General features: G+C 41.1%; 17 protein-coding genes, 1 tRNA gene and 2 pseudogenes. 9 read left to right on the top strand and 11 right to left on the bottom strand.

All coding sequences use genetic code 11. The features are described 5' to 3' along the window. Positions 1 to 159: 159 nt before the first annotated feature. A complete protein-coding gene (locus DACSA_RS12420; protein ID WP_015230080.1) occupies positions 160 to 915 on the bottom strand; it encodes a potassium channel family protein in 756 nt (251 codons plus the stop codon). 255 nt (positions 916 to 1170) lie between these two features. Continuing rightward, positions 1171 to 2511: a TrkH family potassium uptake protein gene (locus tag DACSA_RS12415; RefSeq protein WP_015230079.1), complete on the bottom strand. Its 1341-nt coding sequence runs from the start codon at positions 2509 to 2511 to the stop codon at positions 1171 to 1173. 187 nt (positions 2512 to 2698) lie between these two features. Between DACSA_RS12415 and folB the strand changes: the two genes are divergently transcribed. Next, positions 2699 to 3058: a dihydroneopterin aldolase gene (gene folB / locus DACSA_RS12410; RefSeq protein ID WP_015230078.1), complete on the top strand. Its 360-nt coding sequence runs from the start codon at positions 2699 to 2701 to the stop codon at positions 3056 to 3058. On the opposite strand, the gene DACSA_RS12405 is transcribed toward folB, so the two are convergent. From DACSA_RS12405 to carA, 5 genes are all read right to left on the bottom strand, one after another. Further along, positions 3039 to 3335, bottom strand: coding sequence for a DUF1816 domain-containing protein (locus DACSA_RS12405; RefSeq protein ID WP_015230077.1), 297 nt, complete (start codon positions 3333 to 3335; stop codon positions 3039 to 3041). The two genes, folB and DACSA_RS12405, sit on opposite strands and share 20 nt — an antisense overlap. 49 nt (positions 3336 to 3384) lie before the next feature. After that, positions 3385 to 4293: a 23S rRNA (guanosine(2251)-2'-O)-methyltransferase RlmB gene (gene rlmB, locus DACSA_RS12400; RefSeq protein WP_015230076.1), complete on the bottom strand. Its 909-nt coding sequence runs from the start codon at positions 4291 to 4293 to the stop codon at positions 3385 to 3387. Positions 4294 to 4316: 23 nt separating this feature from the next. Then, the gene (locus tag DACSA_RS12395) at positions 4317 to 4769 is read right to left on the bottom strand and encodes a Mini-ribonuclease 3 (protein ID WP_015230075.1); all 453 of its coding nucleotides are present in this window, start codon (positions 4767 to 4769) and stop codon (positions 4317 to 4319) included. A 17-nt stretch (positions 4770 to 4786) separates the two neighbouring features. Then, on the bottom strand, positions 4787 to 5119 hold the full coding sequence (locus DACSA_RS12390) for an STAS domain-containing protein (RefSeq protein WP_015230074.1): 333 nt from the start codon (positions 5117 to 5119) through the stop codon (positions 4787 to 4789). Positions 5120 to 5241: 122 nt separating this feature from the next. Next, on the bottom strand, positions 5242 to 6399 hold the full coding sequence (gene carA, locus DACSA_RS12385) for a glutamine-hydrolyzing carbamoyl-phosphate synthase small subunit (RefSeq protein ID WP_015230073.1): 1158 nt from the start codon (positions 6397 to 6399) through the stop codon (positions 5242 to 5244). A gap of 101 nt (positions 6400 to 6500) precedes the next feature. Between carA and DACSA_RS12380 the strand changes: the two are divergent. Both DACSA_RS12380 and iscB read left to right on the top strand, forming a co-directional pair. Next, positions 6501 to 7002: pseudogene (locus DACSA_RS12380) on the top strand (Uma2 family endonuclease). A gap of 217 nt (positions 7003 to 7219) precedes the next feature. After that, positions 7220 to 8593, top strand: a complete 1374-nt coding sequence (iscB, locus tag DACSA_RS12375; protein ID WP_015230072.1) for an RNA-guided endonuclease IscB — start codon at positions 7220 to 7222, stop codon at positions 8591 to 8593. 98 nt (positions 8594 to 8691) lie between these two features. On the opposite strand, the gene DACSA_RS12370 is transcribed toward iscB, so the two are convergent. Then, complete coding sequence (locus tag DACSA_RS12370; RefSeq protein ID WP_015230071.1) at positions 8692 to 10299, bottom strand: DUF6930 domain-containing protein; 1608 nt, start codon at positions 10297 to 10299, stop codon at positions 8692 to 8694. A gap of 47 nt (positions 10300 to 10346) precedes the next feature. Then, positions 10347 to 10829: a 2-C-methyl-D-erythritol 2,4-cyclodiphosphate synthase gene (gene ispF, locus DACSA_RS12365; RefSeq protein ID WP_015230070.1), complete on the bottom strand. Its 483-nt coding sequence runs from the start codon at positions 10827 to 10829 to the stop codon at positions 10347 to 10349. 209 nt (positions 10830 to 11038) lie between these two features. Here ispF and DACSA_RS12360 point away from each other — a divergent pair. Next, positions 11039 to 11112 (top strand) — tRNA-Asp (locus DACSA_RS12360). A gap of 80 nt (positions 11113 to 11192) precedes the next feature. On the opposite strand, the gene DACSA_RS12355 is transcribed toward DACSA_RS12360, so the two are convergent. Then, positions 11193 to 12830 (bottom strand): ABC1 kinase family protein, encoded by a 1638-nt coding sequence (locus DACSA_RS12355; protein WP_015230069.1) that lies wholly within the window; start codon positions 12828 to 12830, stop codon positions 11193 to 11195. Between the two features lie 145 nt (positions 12831 to 12975). Here DACSA_RS12355 and DACSA_RS12350 point away from each other — a divergent pair, with 145 nt between their 5' ends. From DACSA_RS12350 to DACSA_RS12335, 4 genes and pseudogenes are all read left to right on the top strand, one after another. Continuing rightward, positions 12976 to 13194, top strand: coding sequence for a type II toxin-antitoxin system HicB family antitoxin (locus tag DACSA_RS12350; protein WP_041235477.1), 219 nt, complete (start codon positions 12976 to 12978; stop codon positions 13192 to 13194). A gap of 112 nt (positions 13195 to 13306) precedes the next feature. Next, positions 13307 to 13529 (top strand): annotated as a pseudogene (locus DACSA_RS23080) (Uma2 family endonuclease); the annotation flags it as partial. 174 nt (positions 13530 to 13703) lie between these two features. Further along, positions 13704 to 14051 carry a type II toxin-antitoxin system RelE/ParE family toxin gene (locus DACSA_RS12340; RefSeq protein ID WP_015230068.1) on the top strand — a complete coding sequence of 116 codons (348 nt, stop codon included), beginning with the start codon at positions 13704 to 13706 and terminating at the stop codon, positions 14049 to 14051. Between the two features lie 3 nt (positions 14052 to 14054). Continuing rightward, on the top strand, positions 14055 to 14441 hold the full coding sequence (locus DACSA_RS12335; protein WP_015230067.1) for an XRE family transcriptional regulator: 387 nt from the start codon (positions 14055 to 14057) through the stop codon (positions 14439 to 14441). Between the two features lie 43 nt (positions 14442 to 14484). Here DACSA_RS12335 and DACSA_RS12330 read toward each other — a convergent pair whose 3' ends face one another. Next, positions 14485 to 16152 carry a potassium channel family protein gene (locus DACSA_RS12330; RefSeq protein ID WP_015230066.1) on the bottom strand — a complete coding sequence of 556 codons (1668 nt, stop codon included), beginning with the start codon at positions 16150 to 16152 and terminating at the stop codon, positions 14485 to 14487. A 415-nt stretch (positions 16153 to 16567) separates the two neighbouring features. Between DACSA_RS12330 and DACSA_RS12325 the strand changes: the two genes are divergently transcribed. Further along, entirely contained in the window at positions 16568 to 17101 is a 534-nt protein-coding gene (locus tag DACSA_RS12325; RefSeq protein ID WP_015230065.1) for an RNA recognition motif domain-containing protein, read from the top strand. The last annotated feature ends 34 nt before the right edge of the window (positions 17102 to 17135 follow it).

Below are 17135 nucleotides of genomic sequence, written 5' to 3'. Positions count from 1 at the left end.
TACCTTTTTGCCAAATTATTAAATCTTTCACGTCTTTGATCTCTGACATTTTGAAGTCTTTAATATAAAAACTATTTTAACACTTTTGCCTCTTGCCTCTTGCCTCTTGCCTTATTCTACTATTTTTCTATCATAGCTACTGTCGAAGAACCGTGTTGTTTAAACTCCTTTTTCTAATTCGCCAGCTTCATCGGATTGAATATGTTGTTGATTAGAATCTGTGGGTAAACGTTTAATATCTTTATTTGAACCGACGACAATCATTTGTGAACCTTTGACGAGTTGATAATTGGGGGTGGGATTAATATCAAATTTTTCCCCATATTTAATCGCAATGACGTTTAATCCGTAACGATTTCTTAGTTCTAATTCGGCTAAGGTTTGTCCATTAAAGGCTTCAGGAATTTGAATGTCAACGATGCTATGTTCGGGATCAAGATCAAACTTTTCTAAGATTGCGGGTTGGGCGAGAGCGTGGGCGAGTTCATAACCCGCATCCCTTTCTGGAAAGACGACTCGATCGGCGCCCACTCGTTTTAAAAGTTTACCATGAATATGAGACGAGGCTTTAGCAACCACATATTTAACCCCGTTTTCTTTAACATTGAGGGTGCTAATGATGCTTTCTTGGACATAATCCCCAATGGCAATAATAACAACTTCAAATTCAAAAATTCCTGCTTCTTTGAGAGCTGCTGGTTCGGTAGAATCTAATTGTATGGCATGAGAAACAAGGCTATCTGTTAATACTTGATTGACTAATTTTTCATCTCGATCGGTCCCTAAAACTTCACAGCCTAAATTGCGTAATTCTCGACAGACGGCTTGACCAAAGCGCCCCAAACCAATAACAGCAAATTCTTTTGGTTGATGACGAAGTTGATTAAAAATTTTAAGAGATGCTCTAATATCCACGACGTTAATGATTTATTATTTATTGACTAATTTACAATAGAAATATAATACTGGTTATTTTGCCCCCTAGCCCCCAAATTTGGGGGATTTTGCCCCCTAGCCTTCAAATTTGGGGGGATTTTGCCCCCTAGCCCCTAAATTTGGGGGGATTTGCCCCCTAGCCCCCAAATTTGGGGGGATTTGCCCCCTAGCCCCCAAATTTGGGGGGATTTGCTTCGGGTTTTCACCAATTAAATCGTATTGCTATAGATAATTTTATCCTACCAATAGATTTTCTTCGGGATACTGAATTGTGCTAGGATGAGATTCCCGAACAATGGTATTAATAACAATCAAAATTCCCACTCTTCCCATATACATTGTCACCACAATAATCAGCTTTCCTAGTGCGGATAAACTTCCTGTAATTCCTGTAGAAAGTCCAACGGTAGCAAAAGCAGAACAGACTTCAAACAAAATTTGAATAAAACTTAAGTCAGGATCAGTAATTGCAATTAAAGCGGTGACAATGGTTAGTAAGGTAAAAAATGCACATAATACCCCTAATGCTTTTAAAATTAAGTTTACTGGCACTCGTCTTTTGTAAATAATGACATTGGTTTTCCCTTGTAATGTGGAAATTGTGGCGTTAATTAAGATTCTTAGAGTTGTTGTTTTTAAGCCGCCACCTGTTCCACTTGGACTTGCTCCAATGACCATAAAAGCAATTGTAATAAATAAACCCGCATCTGTCATTTTACTAATGTCAATGGTATTAAAACCAGCAGTGCGAGTGGTTACAGATTGAAACCAGGCCCCCAATAAGCGTTCTTTTAAGGGTAAATCTCCCAAGACTTCTTTATTACTAAAGTCGGTTAAGAAAAAGGCAATTGTCCCTAAAATTAAGAGGATAACTGTGGTATTGGTGACAATTTTAGAATTGAGGGAAAAAACAAAAATTTCTTGACTTTTTTTTAAGATGATTCGATCGAACTGCTGTCTTAACCAGATAAAAATCTCAAAGATGGCTTGATATCCTAAACCACCAAATATAATTAAAAACGGAATCACTAAGTTGGCAATTAAGGACGATCGATAGTCCATTAAGCTATTACTAAATAAACTGAAACCTGCATTATTCCAAGCACTAATACTGTGAAATAAAGCTAACCAAATTGAGTGAGACTGTTCAGAAAACAGGGGAAGTAACAAAAAAAATCCCGTTAATTCAAAGATGATTGTTGTGGCGACAATGGAAGTTAAGAGATTTTTACTTCCTTGCAGAAAAGGGCGATCGAATGATTCTTGAATCGCTATCTTTTGCCGAAAATCGAATTTATTCCGAATTAAAAATAAGAGGAAGGTGTTAGTTGTCATATAGCCTAATCCTCCCACTTGAATTAATAATAAAATAATCAATTGTCCCCAAAAGGAGAAATAAGTTCCTGTATCGACAACCGCTAAACCTGTGACGCAAACGGCGGAAGTTGCGGTAAAAAGTGCGGTAATCGGATCATTCCAATTGCCTTCTGCTGTGGTAAAAGGTAATGTTAATAAGAGAGTACCGATGAAAATAACGGCGATAAAACCCAAACAAATGGTTCGCGCAATACTCATTACAATTTATGATTTATTAATTATTGACAGAAGTTACGCACTTGCCCCCTAAATCCCCCAATTATGGGGGACTTTATGAATTAATTCCCCCCAAACTTGGGGGCTAGGGGGCGGAATTTATTTAACTGCGTAAGTCCTAATTGACTGTTGTAAAATTAATACAAGATTCTACATATTTTAAACCGTTATGGACACGATCGAGCTTAATGAAATTCGTTGTTATGGCTACACTGGCTTTTTACCAGAAGAACAAGTGTTGGGACAATGGTTTGAGGTGAATCTGATTTTAAGCCTAGATTTAGCCCCAGCAGGAGTCAGCGATCGCATTGAAGATACGTTAGATTATAGAAGCGCGATCGCGCGGGTAAAACAAATTATTGAGACGGAAAAATTTGCCTTAATTGAAAAACTCGCCCATCGGATCGCGCAAGCAATTTTAGAACTTGACTTAGTGCAAGAAGTATGTGTTGAACTCTCGAAACCAGCGCCACCGATTCCTAACTTCGATGGGGAAATCACTGTCACAATTACTCGTGAAAAGACTTAGACTTGTAATGACTTAAACTGGGAAATTTCTCTTCCCCTTCCGTTTCATTTTCATCATAATCGGTGAGGATAACGGGTTTACAACGTTTGATTTCTAGAGAAGAAATAACTGCTCCTTCTCCCTCTAAATCCTCTACATAGCCTGATTGATGTTGCTTTGCCTCCTGTTTTCTCACGAAGGGACCAAAATAATAAGTGCATCGGGGGGATTCGGTTTTGATTTCCACCCACCAGGCTTTTCCGAAAAATTCTAGGATTGATAGGATGAAGTCTTCCATGTTTCTTGAAGGTGACGCGATTGCTGTCTAAAATAATTCTACCGTACTGCTATGTTGATTCTTTTTCTGGTGAAAAATTCAGAAATTTCTTGTGGCGACGACAGGAAACCTCATACAGGGCGATCGCGCAAGCAACATGAGCATTTAAACTTTCCGTTTTTCCCACTAAAGGAATAGACACCAACTGATCACAATGGCGTTGCGTCAATAAATTCAACCCTTTCGCTTCGCCTCCGATCACTAAAACCACTGACTGATCAAAGTTCACTTGCGGTAACAGTGTTCCCTCCCCTGCGACTGTGCCATAAATCCAAAATCCAGCTTTTTTTAACTCTTCCAAAGCACGAGAAAAGTTAACCACCCGTGCCACAGGAAGGTATTCTAAGCCCCCTGCTGCCACTTTCATCACAGTAGAAGTGATTCCGACAGCCCTCCGTTGGGGAATGACTAACCCTTGCGCCCCTAATGCTTCTGCGGTGCGGATAATCGCCCCTAAGTTTTGGGGATCGGTAATTCCTTCGGCGGCGATGATGATTGGCTTTTCACTGCTCGATCGCGCTTTTTCCATCAATTCTGTTAAATCCAAATAGGGATAGGGAGCAACTTGTGCCGCGATTCCTTGATGATTTGCGCCTTCGGTAATTTGATTTAACCGATCCATTTCCACTTCATCAATAATACTTCCCTGCTTTTTCGCCGTTTGTAACAAGGAATTAAACGAAGCACTATAACGAAGTTTCGGTGTAATCCAAATCCGATTCAGTTGTCGCTGACCTTCTAACGCCGCTAAAACCGTATGACGACCATAAATTAAATCATTATTTTCTTCCTCATCATTTTCGGGATTTTCCGCTTCTTTTCGGGGGCGATTCGGTTGTTGAATTTTGGGGCGACGAGAAGACGGAAACGGCTTTCCTCTTTTTGGTTTGGGTTTGCCTGGACGGGGTTTTTCACTCATTTTTATTACTTTCCTCAGCGCGGTTAACTGTTATCAGTAGTTTCCTTTTCTTTTAAAGATAACAGTAGTGATTTTAAACGATCTCGATCGCTCAAAAATAGATATCCCACCAACGTTTCTAAACTGGTTGCTTGTTGATAAACTTTCGGAGATAAACGACGGGGATGCTTTTTTGCCGCATTGCGTCCTCGCTTGACAATTGCTTGTTCTGATTCAGTTAAAAATGGCATTAAAATCTGTAACTGTCGAGCTTGATTTTCTGCTCGTACTTCCGACACCACTAATTGATGATATTCACCAATTTTTTTCGGGGGAAGCAAATAATATAAACGTAAATAAAGCTCATAAACCGCATCTCCAATATAAGCCAAAGCAGCTGGCGAAAGTTGTTCTAAAGGGGGTAAATTTTCAAGACCCCCTAAAAAAAAATCCCCTTCTGAATTTAAATGATCGGTTTGATGGGTTTTTAAGGTCAATTTTGCCCGATTTTCCTCTAATTTAAAGATTTCAAAGCATCTTCTAAAGTATTTTGTAAAGAGAGAAACTTCTCCAAACGTACTAATTTTACAGTTTGTGTCACCCTCGCATTAGTAACAATTTGTAAAGTCCCTCCTTCATTTTGAGCTTTTTTCACGAGTTGAACTAAAGCTCCCAAGCCGGAACTGTCCACAAAGTCAATCTGTGAGAGAACCAAAATAATATTTTTCGGTCCTTCTTCAATACACTTCGCAATCACTTTCGCAAATGTGGGTTCGGAAAACGCATCGAGTAAACCAGTTAAACGAAAAATCTGGCAATTCTCTTTTATTTCCCGTGTTCCGCGCAAACTGACGGTTAGATTAAGTGGTTCAGGAATAACGCCCTCCTTTCGATTCGCAAGTAACGACTTTCAATGACCATAGACAGATATTGTATATTAGCATATTTTCCCGTTTCAGAGTTACACCACTAAGCAGTTGTTTTTTTCTGTTTATGTTCCTCCATCGAAGCAACAAATTGAGCAAATAAATAGTCCGCGTCATGGGGACCAGGGCTGGCTTCAGGATGATATTGAACGGAAAACACGGGTAAGGTTTTATGGCGCAAACCAGCAACGGTGCGATCGTTTAGGTTAAGATGAGTGATTTCAACTTGGGGATTTAATGAAGTTTCTGTAACAGCAAAACCGTGATTTTGACTTGTAATTTCCACTGTTTGCGCTAAACCAGCAGGTTGATTTAAACCTCGATGTCCGAATTTGAGTTTAAATGTTTCTGCTCCTAAAGACAATCCGAGAATTTGATGTCCCATACAAATCCCAAACATCGGTGTTCCTGTTTCTAGTAGGGCTTTTGTGGTTGCGATACCTTCTTTCACCACTGCGGGATCGCCGGGACCATTAGACAGAAAAATCCCATCAGGATTGTATTGATAGATGGTTTCGGGAGTGGTATTCGCGGGAACAACTATAACGCGACAGCTATAACTAGCGAGACGACGGAGAATGTTGCGTTTAATGCCAAAATCAATGGCAACAACGGTTAAGGGTTTCGGGTCATTTTGTGCTAAAACGGGGCGAAATTCCCAAGTTTCTGCGGTGGAATCGCTCCATTCGTAAACCTCTTTCGTGGTGACTTCGTTAACGAGATTCAAGCCTAGCATTTTGGGAGCGGTTTGGACTTTTTCTAACAGTTCTTTCTCCCCTAAAATTTCTGTAGAGATAGCGCCATTCATTGCTCCAGAAGAGCGTAAAATTCGAGTGAGAGCGCGGGTGTCGATGCCATAAATCCCGATGACATTATGGTGATTGAGATAGTCAGGGAGAGAAGAGCGCGATCGATAATTACTGGGAGAATAACACAGATTACGAGCAATGACACCAGACACTTGAGGCTGATCTGACTCTTCGTCATCTGGGTTAACGCCCGTGTTTCCTAATTCTGGGTAAGTGAACGTTACCATTTGTCCTCGGTAACTGGGATCGGTTAAAACTTCTTGATAGCCTGTCATTCCTGTATTAAACACCACTTCCCCGATCGTTGTTCCTTTCGCGCCGAAAGATTTTCCTCGAAAAACAGTTCCGTCTTCTAATACTAATAATGCTGGTTCAGTTTGATTCGTTATCATTGTGCTACTCATTATCCGATCAGTCTCAATTATCGCTGTTTAATGATCAAAAAAGACGCATAATAGAAACAGTTTGCTGTTGAAAACGCGAAAAAATAGTAATGAATGTAACCACTGCGAAATGGACAATCGACGACTATCATCGCATGATTCAAGTGGGTTTGCTAGACGATCGGCGTGTGGAACTTCTCAATGGGGAGATTGTTGAAATGTCTCCAGAAGATGAACCGGCAGCTTATTATTGCACCGCAACCAAAGATTATTTAACTAAACTTTTGGGGAATCGCGCTACGATTCGAGAAGCGAAACCGATTACGATACCAACCAGTTATTCTGAACCTGAACCCGATAAGCGCGATCGTTCAGCCTTTAGGACGAGAATACCTCCAACATCATCCTTATCCAGACAATATCTTCTGGTTGATTGAGTTTTCCAACAGTAGTTTAGCGAAAGATTTAGAGGTGAAGCGTCAAACTTACGCTGAGGGAAATATCCGAGAATACTGGGTGCGAGACTTACTCAATCAGCAATTAATTGTTTTTCGTGAACCGATGGAAGGAGATTATGCTTCACGGTTGACTAACCAAATCACTTTACATTAATTGACATTCGTGTTAATTGTGTTCGGTTAGTCCAGTCTAAGTCTCTTAGCAGACTACGTTATTTAGGTCAGGACACCTTTAGGTGCAAGCCAGCCTTCTGCTCTGTCGCTGATAGTTAAACAGGTTCAAGTGATTCTAGAATACCAGTGCTATTAGCCTAACAAGCCTAGATAACATTGACGAGGCACACTTCACCCGATTTATCGGAGTTTACATTATGTATGTTTTCGTATTAGATAAAAACAGTCAGCCATTAGACCCCACTCATCCTGCTAAAGCCAGAAAATTGCTTAAAGCAGGACGGGCGAAGGTCTTTCGTCGTTACCCTTTTACCATTATCATGCAAGATTTGGAGGTGCGGAATGTCCTCACCTTCGCTCCGGCCCCGCACTGTCCACGCCTGAATCCAATTCAGGCTGGGTCGGGGGTACAAAATTGTGTGACTCATAAACATCAGCTAAAAATTGACCCTGGTTCTAAAACAACAGGGTTAGCTATTCTCAAAAATAATCAAGTTTTATGGGGTGCAGAATTAACCCATCGAGGAAGTCAAATTCGAGATGCTCTTACTTCCCGTAGAGCGATCAGACGTTCTCGTAGAAATCGCAAAACTCGTTATCGAAAACCTCGTTTTCTAAATCGCAAACGTCCAGAAGGATGGTTGCCTCCTAGCCTTCAATCTCGTGTTGATAATACTATGACGTGGGTTAATCGCTTAACTAAAATTTGCCCAATAACAGGACTTTCTCAAGAATTAGTAAGATTTGATTTACAAAAACTAGAGAATCCTGAAATTAGTTGCATCCAGTATCAACAGGGGGAGTTACAAGGCTATGAAGTTCGAGAGTATTTGTTAGAAAAGTGGGGAAGACAGTGTGTTTATTGTTCTGTCAAAGATGTTCCTTTAGAAATTGAACATATTAAACCAAAAAGTAAAGGAGGCAGTAATAGAATCAGCAACTTAACTTTGGCTTGTAATGAATGTAATCAAGATAAAGGCAATCAAGAAATTGAAGATTTCCTTTCTGGAAAACCAAACTTGTTAAAAAGGATTCAATCTAAAACTAAAAAGCCCTTAGCGGATGCAACTGCTGTAAACACCACAAGATGGAAATTATATGAAAGTCTCCAACAGACAGGATTGCCTGTAGAAACTGGTTCAGGAGGATTAACTAAGTTTAATCGCATTCAGAGAGGTGTTTCTAAGACACATTGGTTAGATGCCGCGTGTGTGGGAAAATCAACTCCTAATCCTCTGTATGTTAAGACTCAATCAATCTTATCAATTCAAGCTAATGGTCATGGTTGTCGTCAAATGATCCAAATGAATAAGTATGGATTTCCTCGAAAAGGATATAAACCCAAGAATCCTCCGCGAGATTGGAGGACAGGAGATATCGTTCATGTCAGAGAAGGGAAGAACAAAGGAATCCGTTCCGCAAGGATTAAGACGGTAAGGGCAAAGGGGAGTTTCGATTTAAGAGTTAACGGAAAGGTGGTTAGTGTCTCCCGTAAGCATATTCAATCAGTCTTTAAGAGAGATGGCTATGATTATAAAGTCAATAAAAGTCAATTCTTGTCCAGTAAATAGTCTATTAGGAGGTAGCAGTTTAACCAGTGGGAACATTTCTCCCTTAGCCTTTCCTGATGTCGCGGTTGCTGTCGAACGATTGTTCTAGGAGAAAAAGTTTACCATTCCATTAATTGCAAAATCCCTAAGCCTAATTCTTCTGTAGAGAGTGCTTTTGCTTCAAATAAAGCCATCATATCTTGTAGTTTCGGCTGTCCACTAGAAGCACCCTTTAAACCTCTAGCAATAATTAAACCGCAATATCCTTTTGTTTGTTGACAACGTTTTTCCCATTGCTGTCGCGCATTGATATGAGTGGGATCATCTTCATCAAACTCGCCAAATAAGTGTAATTCACCGTCATTGGTTTGAATAATCCCTAAATCATAGACACTATCGGTACTGGGGTCTTCTCCCATATTAAAGCCGATGCCGTGTATTCCCCCTGCTTCCTGAATTTGATCAATCATTGCTTGTGCTTTCGGACGAGAGGTTTGAATTAAAACAATTGGTATTCCGTCCCCATTTTCTGAGATACCTAAAGACTGATAAAGCTGTTTTTGATTATTTCGGATTTGTGCGATCATATCCCAAGTAATCATACCAAGGGTGAGAAAGGAATCTTTCGGAACTAAATCTTCTTGAATGGGAGAGGAAAACTCCGCTTCTTCTATATCTTCTAATTCCTCTGGGTGGTTATCCAGTAAATCAATTAATTCTTCTTCCAGTTCTGGGTTAGTGGAAATGGTGACTGTAATTGGTGTTGCGTCTTTTTTGATGGTTTTAGGGAGTGAGATTTGATAGGACTTTTCTAGTTTTTCATCAAATTCTGTTTCTAGTTCAGATTGATGACTTTGAACAAACTGTTGTAAGGCTTTCAGCGCCACATAAACCACTGCGGCTTCATCTTCACCGAAGAAAGGACGTAATCCTTCATAAGGGTTGACGCTGCCAAAATGCGGTTCTACGGCTTCAGAACTGAGTTCCTCTGCTTCTTCGTCTTCTGGGATTTCATAGTTGAGAAACCAACAATCTTGTTGCAAAAAGGCACTTTCTAACTCTTCCATTGTCTCTCCTTGAAACATTTGTGAGCGAAATGTTTTGAGGGAGTCAAAGGAACGATACAATAAAACCCCATATTCTGCGCCTAACATCCCCATCACGGAAACATAAAGCGGTTCAGTTTCCCAATGATGAAGTTCAATGGTGATGATTTCGCTATCGTCTAAAAAGTCCCAAGGCGGATTATCCCAGATTTCTTGAGCGGTTTTCAGCAATGGTTCTCGATAAGAAGGGGGTAACAGTGGCGGTCGTTCTTCGTTGGTTTCTGCTAGTCCTTGAAATAGGGTGTCTATGAAGGGAAGTTCTCGCACATGATCGATTTTGATGCCTAATTCTTGTAGGACTCCTCTTAAAAAGAATTGTATCTCTCGATCGCGCACGACGATTCTTTGGGGACGACAGGGTTTCCCATATCCTTGTGGCATTTCCATCGATCGAATCAAGGTGCGGACGACTGCTTCCATCCCGACGTTAGAGGAAACCATTTCCATTCCTCGCACCATTCCTTCTGAACCATCGACCCACATCACACAATCTCTGTCGTCTTCTTCATCTTGTCCCTTAAAATTGAGCGTGCTGAGATTTCTTCGGTCTCCCTCCCAAACAGCATTACTTTGAGGGAGTTTTTGTAAACGGCGAATGGTTGTTGAATGGAGAGTAGTCATAGGAAGGGTTGAGGTGTAACTGCGCTCATTTTAGCACCCACTAGGGATTAATCATGCTGAAATAGCAACACCACTGCATAACTAGCAATCGCTTTTTCTTGTCCCACTGCGTCCATTTTCTCGTTTGTGGTGGCTTTGATACTAATTCGATCGAGATCAATTTCTAACACTTGGGAGAGTCGATCGCGCATCGCTTTCAGGTGAGGCTTTAGCTTTGGCTTCTCTGCGATCACTACCGCATCTATGTTACCAATTGACCAGCGTTGTCCTGCAAGGAGACTCTTAACTTCCCGCAATAATTCTAAACTATCCGCGCCCTTCCATTTTGGGTCAGACGGGGGGAAATAGTGACCAATATCCCCTAAACTTAAAGCCCCCAACATGGCATCCATAATCCCATGAGTGAGAACGTCAGCGTCACTGTGTCCGACTAACCCTAAGTGATGAGGAATGTTAACCCCGCCGATGATTAGGGGACGATTTTCTCCTAACTGATGCAGATCGTAACCGTTGCCAACTCGAATGTCCATCGATCGCGCCTCGTTGTTAATTTTCTTTTTCCATTATCCCCAAAAATGTCTGATCCCAAGTAGGTTGGGTGGAGTGAAGCGAAACCCAACAACAATCAGTGATCAGTAAATTTATCCCCCAAACCCCCTTCTTAAGGGGGCTTAAAAAAATTTTGCTGTTTTCCTTGACAAACCCCGATCGAATAGATACTATTGTATATGCAACGCAAGGGACTGTAGTTCAACTGGTTAGAGCACTGCCCTGTCACGGCAGAAGTTGCGGGTTCGAACCCCGTCAGTCCCGTTCTCTCACTTCTAACCTTTCAATGGAGTTTTAAGTTTCAATCGGGGGTGAATTTTGGTTCACCCCTATTGTTTTTCTTCTTATTTGAGTCGCCCTGATCGCCAGATACTTAATAATAACCAGAAACCGATAAAACTAGCAGCCGCAAATAAAACATTACTAATTAATGATAATTGTGGCGTTTGTGCGTTAGAAGAAATAATCGCCGCACCAATAATTAAAGAAGCGACAATTACACTAAAAGAAAGTCGGTTAGCAGAATCATCAATACTTCTTCGCAAAGGGTCTAATTCTCGGATATTTAAGTTCCAACTGAGGGTTTCCGACGTGACTCGATCGAGCAATAATTCCATTTGTCTCGGACCTTGTAAAGACAAACTTTTTAAGTCCAAAGTTGTTCTTAACAGAGTAGGAATCGCATTACTTCCTAAAATTTGATTACGGAATAAATCAGTCATCAACGGTCGCACTTCATCAAGAAGATTAACATCAGGATTAAATCCTCTGGCGACTCCTTCTAAGTTAGCTAAACTCTTCGCGTAGAGTCCCATATTACTAGGAAGTTTAACCTTATTGTTACGGGAAACCTCTAAAATTTCATAAAAAACTTCACTGAAATTGATCTGAGAAATGCTGAGATTATAGTATTTCCGCAACATTCGCTCATAATCATTTTCCAAGTTGGTTAAATTCACTTCACTAGAACTTTCCGATAATTCTAACGTTAATTGACTGCAACGTTGAGCATCAATATCAATAATCGCGAGTAACATTTCAGTTAAAATTTGTTGGGTTCGCGGATCAAGTCGCCCAATCATGCCACAATCAATTAAAGCTAATTGTCCATTATTGAGATAGAAAACATTGCCAGGATGAGGATCAGCATGGAAAAAACCATCAATATAAATTTGCTTAAAAAAGACGCGAAAAAGAAGCGTTGTTACTTCCTGACGGCGTTTTTCTTCTTCAGCTTTGGGGAGTTTTGCTGATAAAATGGGAGCGCCTTCTAGCCATTCCATCACCATGATTTTAGGAGTAGTTACTTCCCAATTAATCGCGGGAATGACCACTTGTTTCGGATCATACCAATTACTATTTTGAAGGTTACGACGTAATTGATCGGTGTAGGTTGCTTCTTGGGTAAAATCTAACTCAGCGCGGAGAGCGTTGGTAAATTCTTCCGCTAAAGCAACCACATCGTAATCTTCTCCGAAGTCAGTACGAGCGACTAATTCCGCTAGGCTTTTAATCAGAGAAATATCCTGTTCGACAATTTGATCAATGCCAGGACGTTGGACTTTTACCGCCACCTCCTCCCCATCTAATAACCTAGCACGATGGGTTTGCGCGATCGAGCCCGCGGCGACCGGTTCACGATTAAATTCCGAGAACACCTGATCGACGGGGGCTTTTAATTGTTCCCGTAAGAGAGTTTCGATGTTTGTCCAAGAAACAGGAGGAACATTTGCTTGGAGAGCCGTGAGCGCTTCGATATAATTAGGGGGGATAATATCAGGACGAGTGCTGAGAAGTTGTCCAAACTTCACGTAAACCGGTCCTAAATCCACTAGGATATTACGGAGGACAGTGGGAGTGGGAAGTTCTGGCGACTCGGCTTTCCCCACCGTGAGGAGACGACGCATATAGTCCCAACCGTTGCGGAAAACAACTTCTAAAATTTCTCGTTGGCGACTGGTGTTTTGGGTAAGGAAGACCACAGTTTATCTCTCGTGTCATATAAAAATGTTACTTCCCTCTTATAACAGTTTGTCGCAACGATCGTCTGCTTGAGGAGGGTGAGAGATTAAAAAGATATCAAGTGAAAGCAATTCGAGAATTTTTAACTAAAGCAGGAGTTGATTGATGAAATATAAAGGATATGAAGCTGTCATTGAATATGATGAAGAAGACCGTTTGTTTTTTGGTCGTGTGATTAATATTGAAGATGTTATCGTTTTTGACGGTTTGTCAGTGGATGAGTTAGAACAATCATTTCAGCAAGTGATTGATGAGTATTTAGCCGATAACCAAGCAAGAGATAAAAAGCCGAATCGATCGTTTTCTAATCAAGTTAATGGATGACTATCTCATCTAATAACGTAGCAGGATGGGGGCGCGATCGAGTCATCGGCGACAGGTTTACGATTCAGTGTATTCCCATTGTCTAAAATGAAAGCAAAAGTAATCAACGAAGTCAAAGGAACAGCAAAAAAAGTTTCCGCCCCTGTGTCCTGATTTTGTCATTGAACTACGCTCGGAAAGCGATCGGAAAGCGATCGCTTCAAGAAAAAATGCAAGAATACCTTATAAGTGGGTTACGGCTGGGTTGGCTGATTAATCCCCAAGATCAAACCGTTGAAATCTATCGACCTAACCAGGAGGTGGAGATGATCAACCTCCCTGCGACTCTCTCAGGTAATGCTCACCTCAACGCTGACCAACTTGAACAGAGGTTAACAGAAATTGCCTTACATTGTTCTCAATTACCCGACCAAGATCAGCGCAGTGTCGAGGAAATTCTCGGCTATGATGAAGCGGGGATTGACATTCCTTGAAAGGAATACTACGCTGTCAAATAAAATAAGGTCAAAATGTGGGATATTGAGGTAACTGATGCTTTTGAAGGTTGGTGGGAAACTCTTACTCAGCAGGAACAAGAGGACGTTACTGCCTATGCAGAACTTTTACAAGAACAAGGCGCGAATCTTCCCTATCCCTATTCTTCAGGTGTTAAAGGCTCGAAGTTCTCTCACTTGCGAGAGTTACGGGTTCAATCTGGCGGAAATCCCATCCGCGTGTTTTATGCTTTCGACCCTCGTCGTGTTGCTATCCTTCTAATTGGTGGGCATAAAACAGGTAAGGAAAAGCAGTTTTATCAAGCGTACATTAGAAAAGCAGAGACTCTCTACGAAGACTATCTAAAAAACTTGGGGAATTAAATCATGGCACGGAAATTTTCAGAATTAACTCAAAACTTTTCTGAGGAACAACGTCAGCGTATTGAAGAGAAAAAAGCTGCACTTTGGGAAGAGATGTCTCTGGCTGAGATTCGTCAAGCCCTTTCTCTAACCCAGTCCACTTTAGCAGAGACCATGGATGTGGGACAAGCGGAAATCTCTAAAATTGAGAACCGTACAGATATTTTTATTAGTACACTACGGCGATTTATCAATGCAATGGGAGGGGAATTAGAAATTAATGCTGTATTCCCCGATCGAACCATTGAGATTCAAAACTTTTCTGCTTTTAATCAAAAGCCTGAGCATCCTAACTCTTTCACCAATCAGTTAGAAGAAGATCGCTACTTTAAAAAGCCCGATCATAGCTAAATCAAGGCTTTCCTGGATCGTCGATTAAGTTATATGAATGAAACTAGCTAGAATGATAGAACAAAGATAAGTTTAATTCCGTTGCAGGAATCGTTAAATAGAGGATATCATCAGGGACTAAACAAGCCTCTAAAAGTTGCCAACCATGTAAGGTGTTTTTTGGTGTTTCCAGATAAAGGGGAACAAAATTCGCTTCCATCGCGCTATCTTTCACCACTTGATCGCAAAAGGGATGTTGCGGTGTGATCCGTGTCGATAGACACACCCATAGTAAATCCCCATTTAAGCCATTTCCTAAAATTTTCCCCCCTAAAGCCGCCGCCGCAAACGCAGGAGTGGAAAGGGCTGTCGGACAAAGCACATTTTGAAACTTGAACACTTCTTGTAAGGAATGAGTTAAGTCTGGTGTGTGATTACGAACAATAACAGGAATTGAATCTTGTATTGCTTTAGCAGTGAGTGCGATTTCAATATTGATCATCTCATCACTGGTAACGGCAAAAATTGCCTCTGCTTTTTTTAAATTAGCCGCTTCGAGAGTGGCTTCGAGATTCGCATCTTCTAAAATGAGAGGAACACCTAAAGACCGCGCCGTATGTAAAAAACGGTTTTCTCGATCGCGCTCGATAACCGCCACTTCATGATTGTGTTCGTGGAGATATTCAACAATCCTCATGCCAATTCCTCCCAAACCACAAATAATGTAGTGACCGTGAGTGGGAAGACGAGCCGCATCCCAAAATTCTTTAAACCGACTCCCCAGAACAAAATCGTTAATCAAAGCATAACAAATCCCAATCACACCCGCTCCTAAAAGCATCATCAACGCCGTAAACACTTTAATGAGATCATTGGAATTTTCCGCCACTTGCTCTTGTCCCCCCGCTCCTGTGATCATTCCCACAGAAAAATAAAGGGCATCCACGATCGAGGTTTCTAGGTTAGTAGAAATATAGGTTAAGGTGGCGACAAAAATTGTAATCAGTAACCCTAAAAAGACAATCGCCACCGATCGAGCATACCGATAAAATAAAGGCAGACTTTTAAAGGTTTTCAACAGGCGTTTTAAGCGTTGTCGAGGGCTTTTCCGCACTTGAGGCTGAATCCCAATAATCACTCGATCGCCGCCCTGTAAACGCTTTCCCGATAGGAGGGCGGCTACTAAATTACTCTCCCCTCGTTTCGGAAGATAATGAATCAGCATCCGTTGTGGATTATCCCAAAGTTCTTGAAGCGGCGTTCCCAGCCAGGGATGAGACGCATCAATCACTTCCTCATGGAGGGGCCACGTTTGATGATAGAGTTCTAATTGCCCGATCGCCTCATTTCCCATCGCCGCAAAAGCAAAAATGGGCGCAGCCAAGGTTGAAACACTGAGACTAAAATGATTGGGAAGAATCCGATCTAAGCGTTGACCGAGACTTTGATTATAAAGGCGATTCACAATCCGAATTTGAGGATTGAGTAACCGTGCTTGGGTTAAAATTGCTAAATTTACCGCATCATCATTCCCCGCTAAAACCAGACTTTGCGCCTCTTCTATTCCCGCTGCGACTAAAGTGGCGCGCGATCGCGCATCACCGACAATAATCCCTTCCTCTCCCAAAGAAAAATCACTCACCCCTACCACAGCCACTCCCTGCTTTTTCAGTAAAACAAAAATTCTATAGCCAGTGCGCCCCAAACCACAAACAATAATTTTCGGCTTCATTATCACCTCCTGATAAGTTATAATGCTCCTGCCATTTTGCAATTTTTACCTAGACTTGAAAAAAACTTAACTGATCAGGGTAGCGAAAACAGCAATTCCATGATAGGTTAAGAAAGAGTGTAAAAAAATTGTAATAATTTTGAGTGCAGTTACAGCTAATTCCAAACCTTTCTTTCAGCGTGGTTTGCGTTTATCCCATCGTCAAGGTAACACGCGCAAGAAAAAGGCAAAAGGGAGAACCCGTAAATTAGCATGACGCTAAATTCAAGTTGATGCTTCTAAAGAAAAAGCAATTGAAAAAGCAAAACAAGTTAAAAACAACTTTATTGAAAATAAGACTCCCAAGTTGGAAATGAACTGTAACTGTCAAAACCAAGTTTTTCACCAGTTAAATAATTAATGTGAGGTACTTTTTATGTCTGTACGCCTGTACGTGGGTAATTTGCCAAAAGATACGGTAGAACGCCAAGAATTACAAGAAGTTTTTGGTGAAGCTAACGATTCCTTATCAATCAAAGTGATTAAAGATCGCAAGACTGGAAACTGTCGCGGGTTTGCTTTTGTCACTGTCGCTACGGATGAAATGGCGGACGAAATTATTGAAAAACATAATGGTCAAACCTTCAGAGAAAACGCCTTAAAAATCGAGAAAGCGCTTCCTCGCAATAAAGGAAAAGGAGACGAAAATAGTCCTAGCCAAGAAAAAGAAGGAAGTGAGGAAAAACCCCGTGAAACCTCTCGCCCTGTGAAACAAAAGGATAAAGCCCCTGATAAATCCTCAGAAAAGGAAAGCGCCCCCAAAAGTGAACGGCGGGGTAAAAAGAACAAAAAATCGAAACAACCCGCAGCGAGTACCAATAACAACAGCAATACATCAACGCAACCTGATCCGCGTTGGGCTGACGAATTAGCGGAATTGAAAAAACGCTTAAGTGCGGTTGAAAAATAGTTATACCATTTTGAACAATTAGCGCTATATATTG

This window comes from Dactylococcopsis salina PCC 8305 (assembly GCF_000317615.1).
Taxonomy (GTDB): Bacteria; Cyanobacteriota; Cyanobacteriia; order Cyanobacteriales; family Rubidibacteraceae; genus Halothece; species Halothece salina.
Note: the sequence above shows the minus strand (reverse complement) of the source record. Positions and strands in the feature narration are given on the sequence as shown.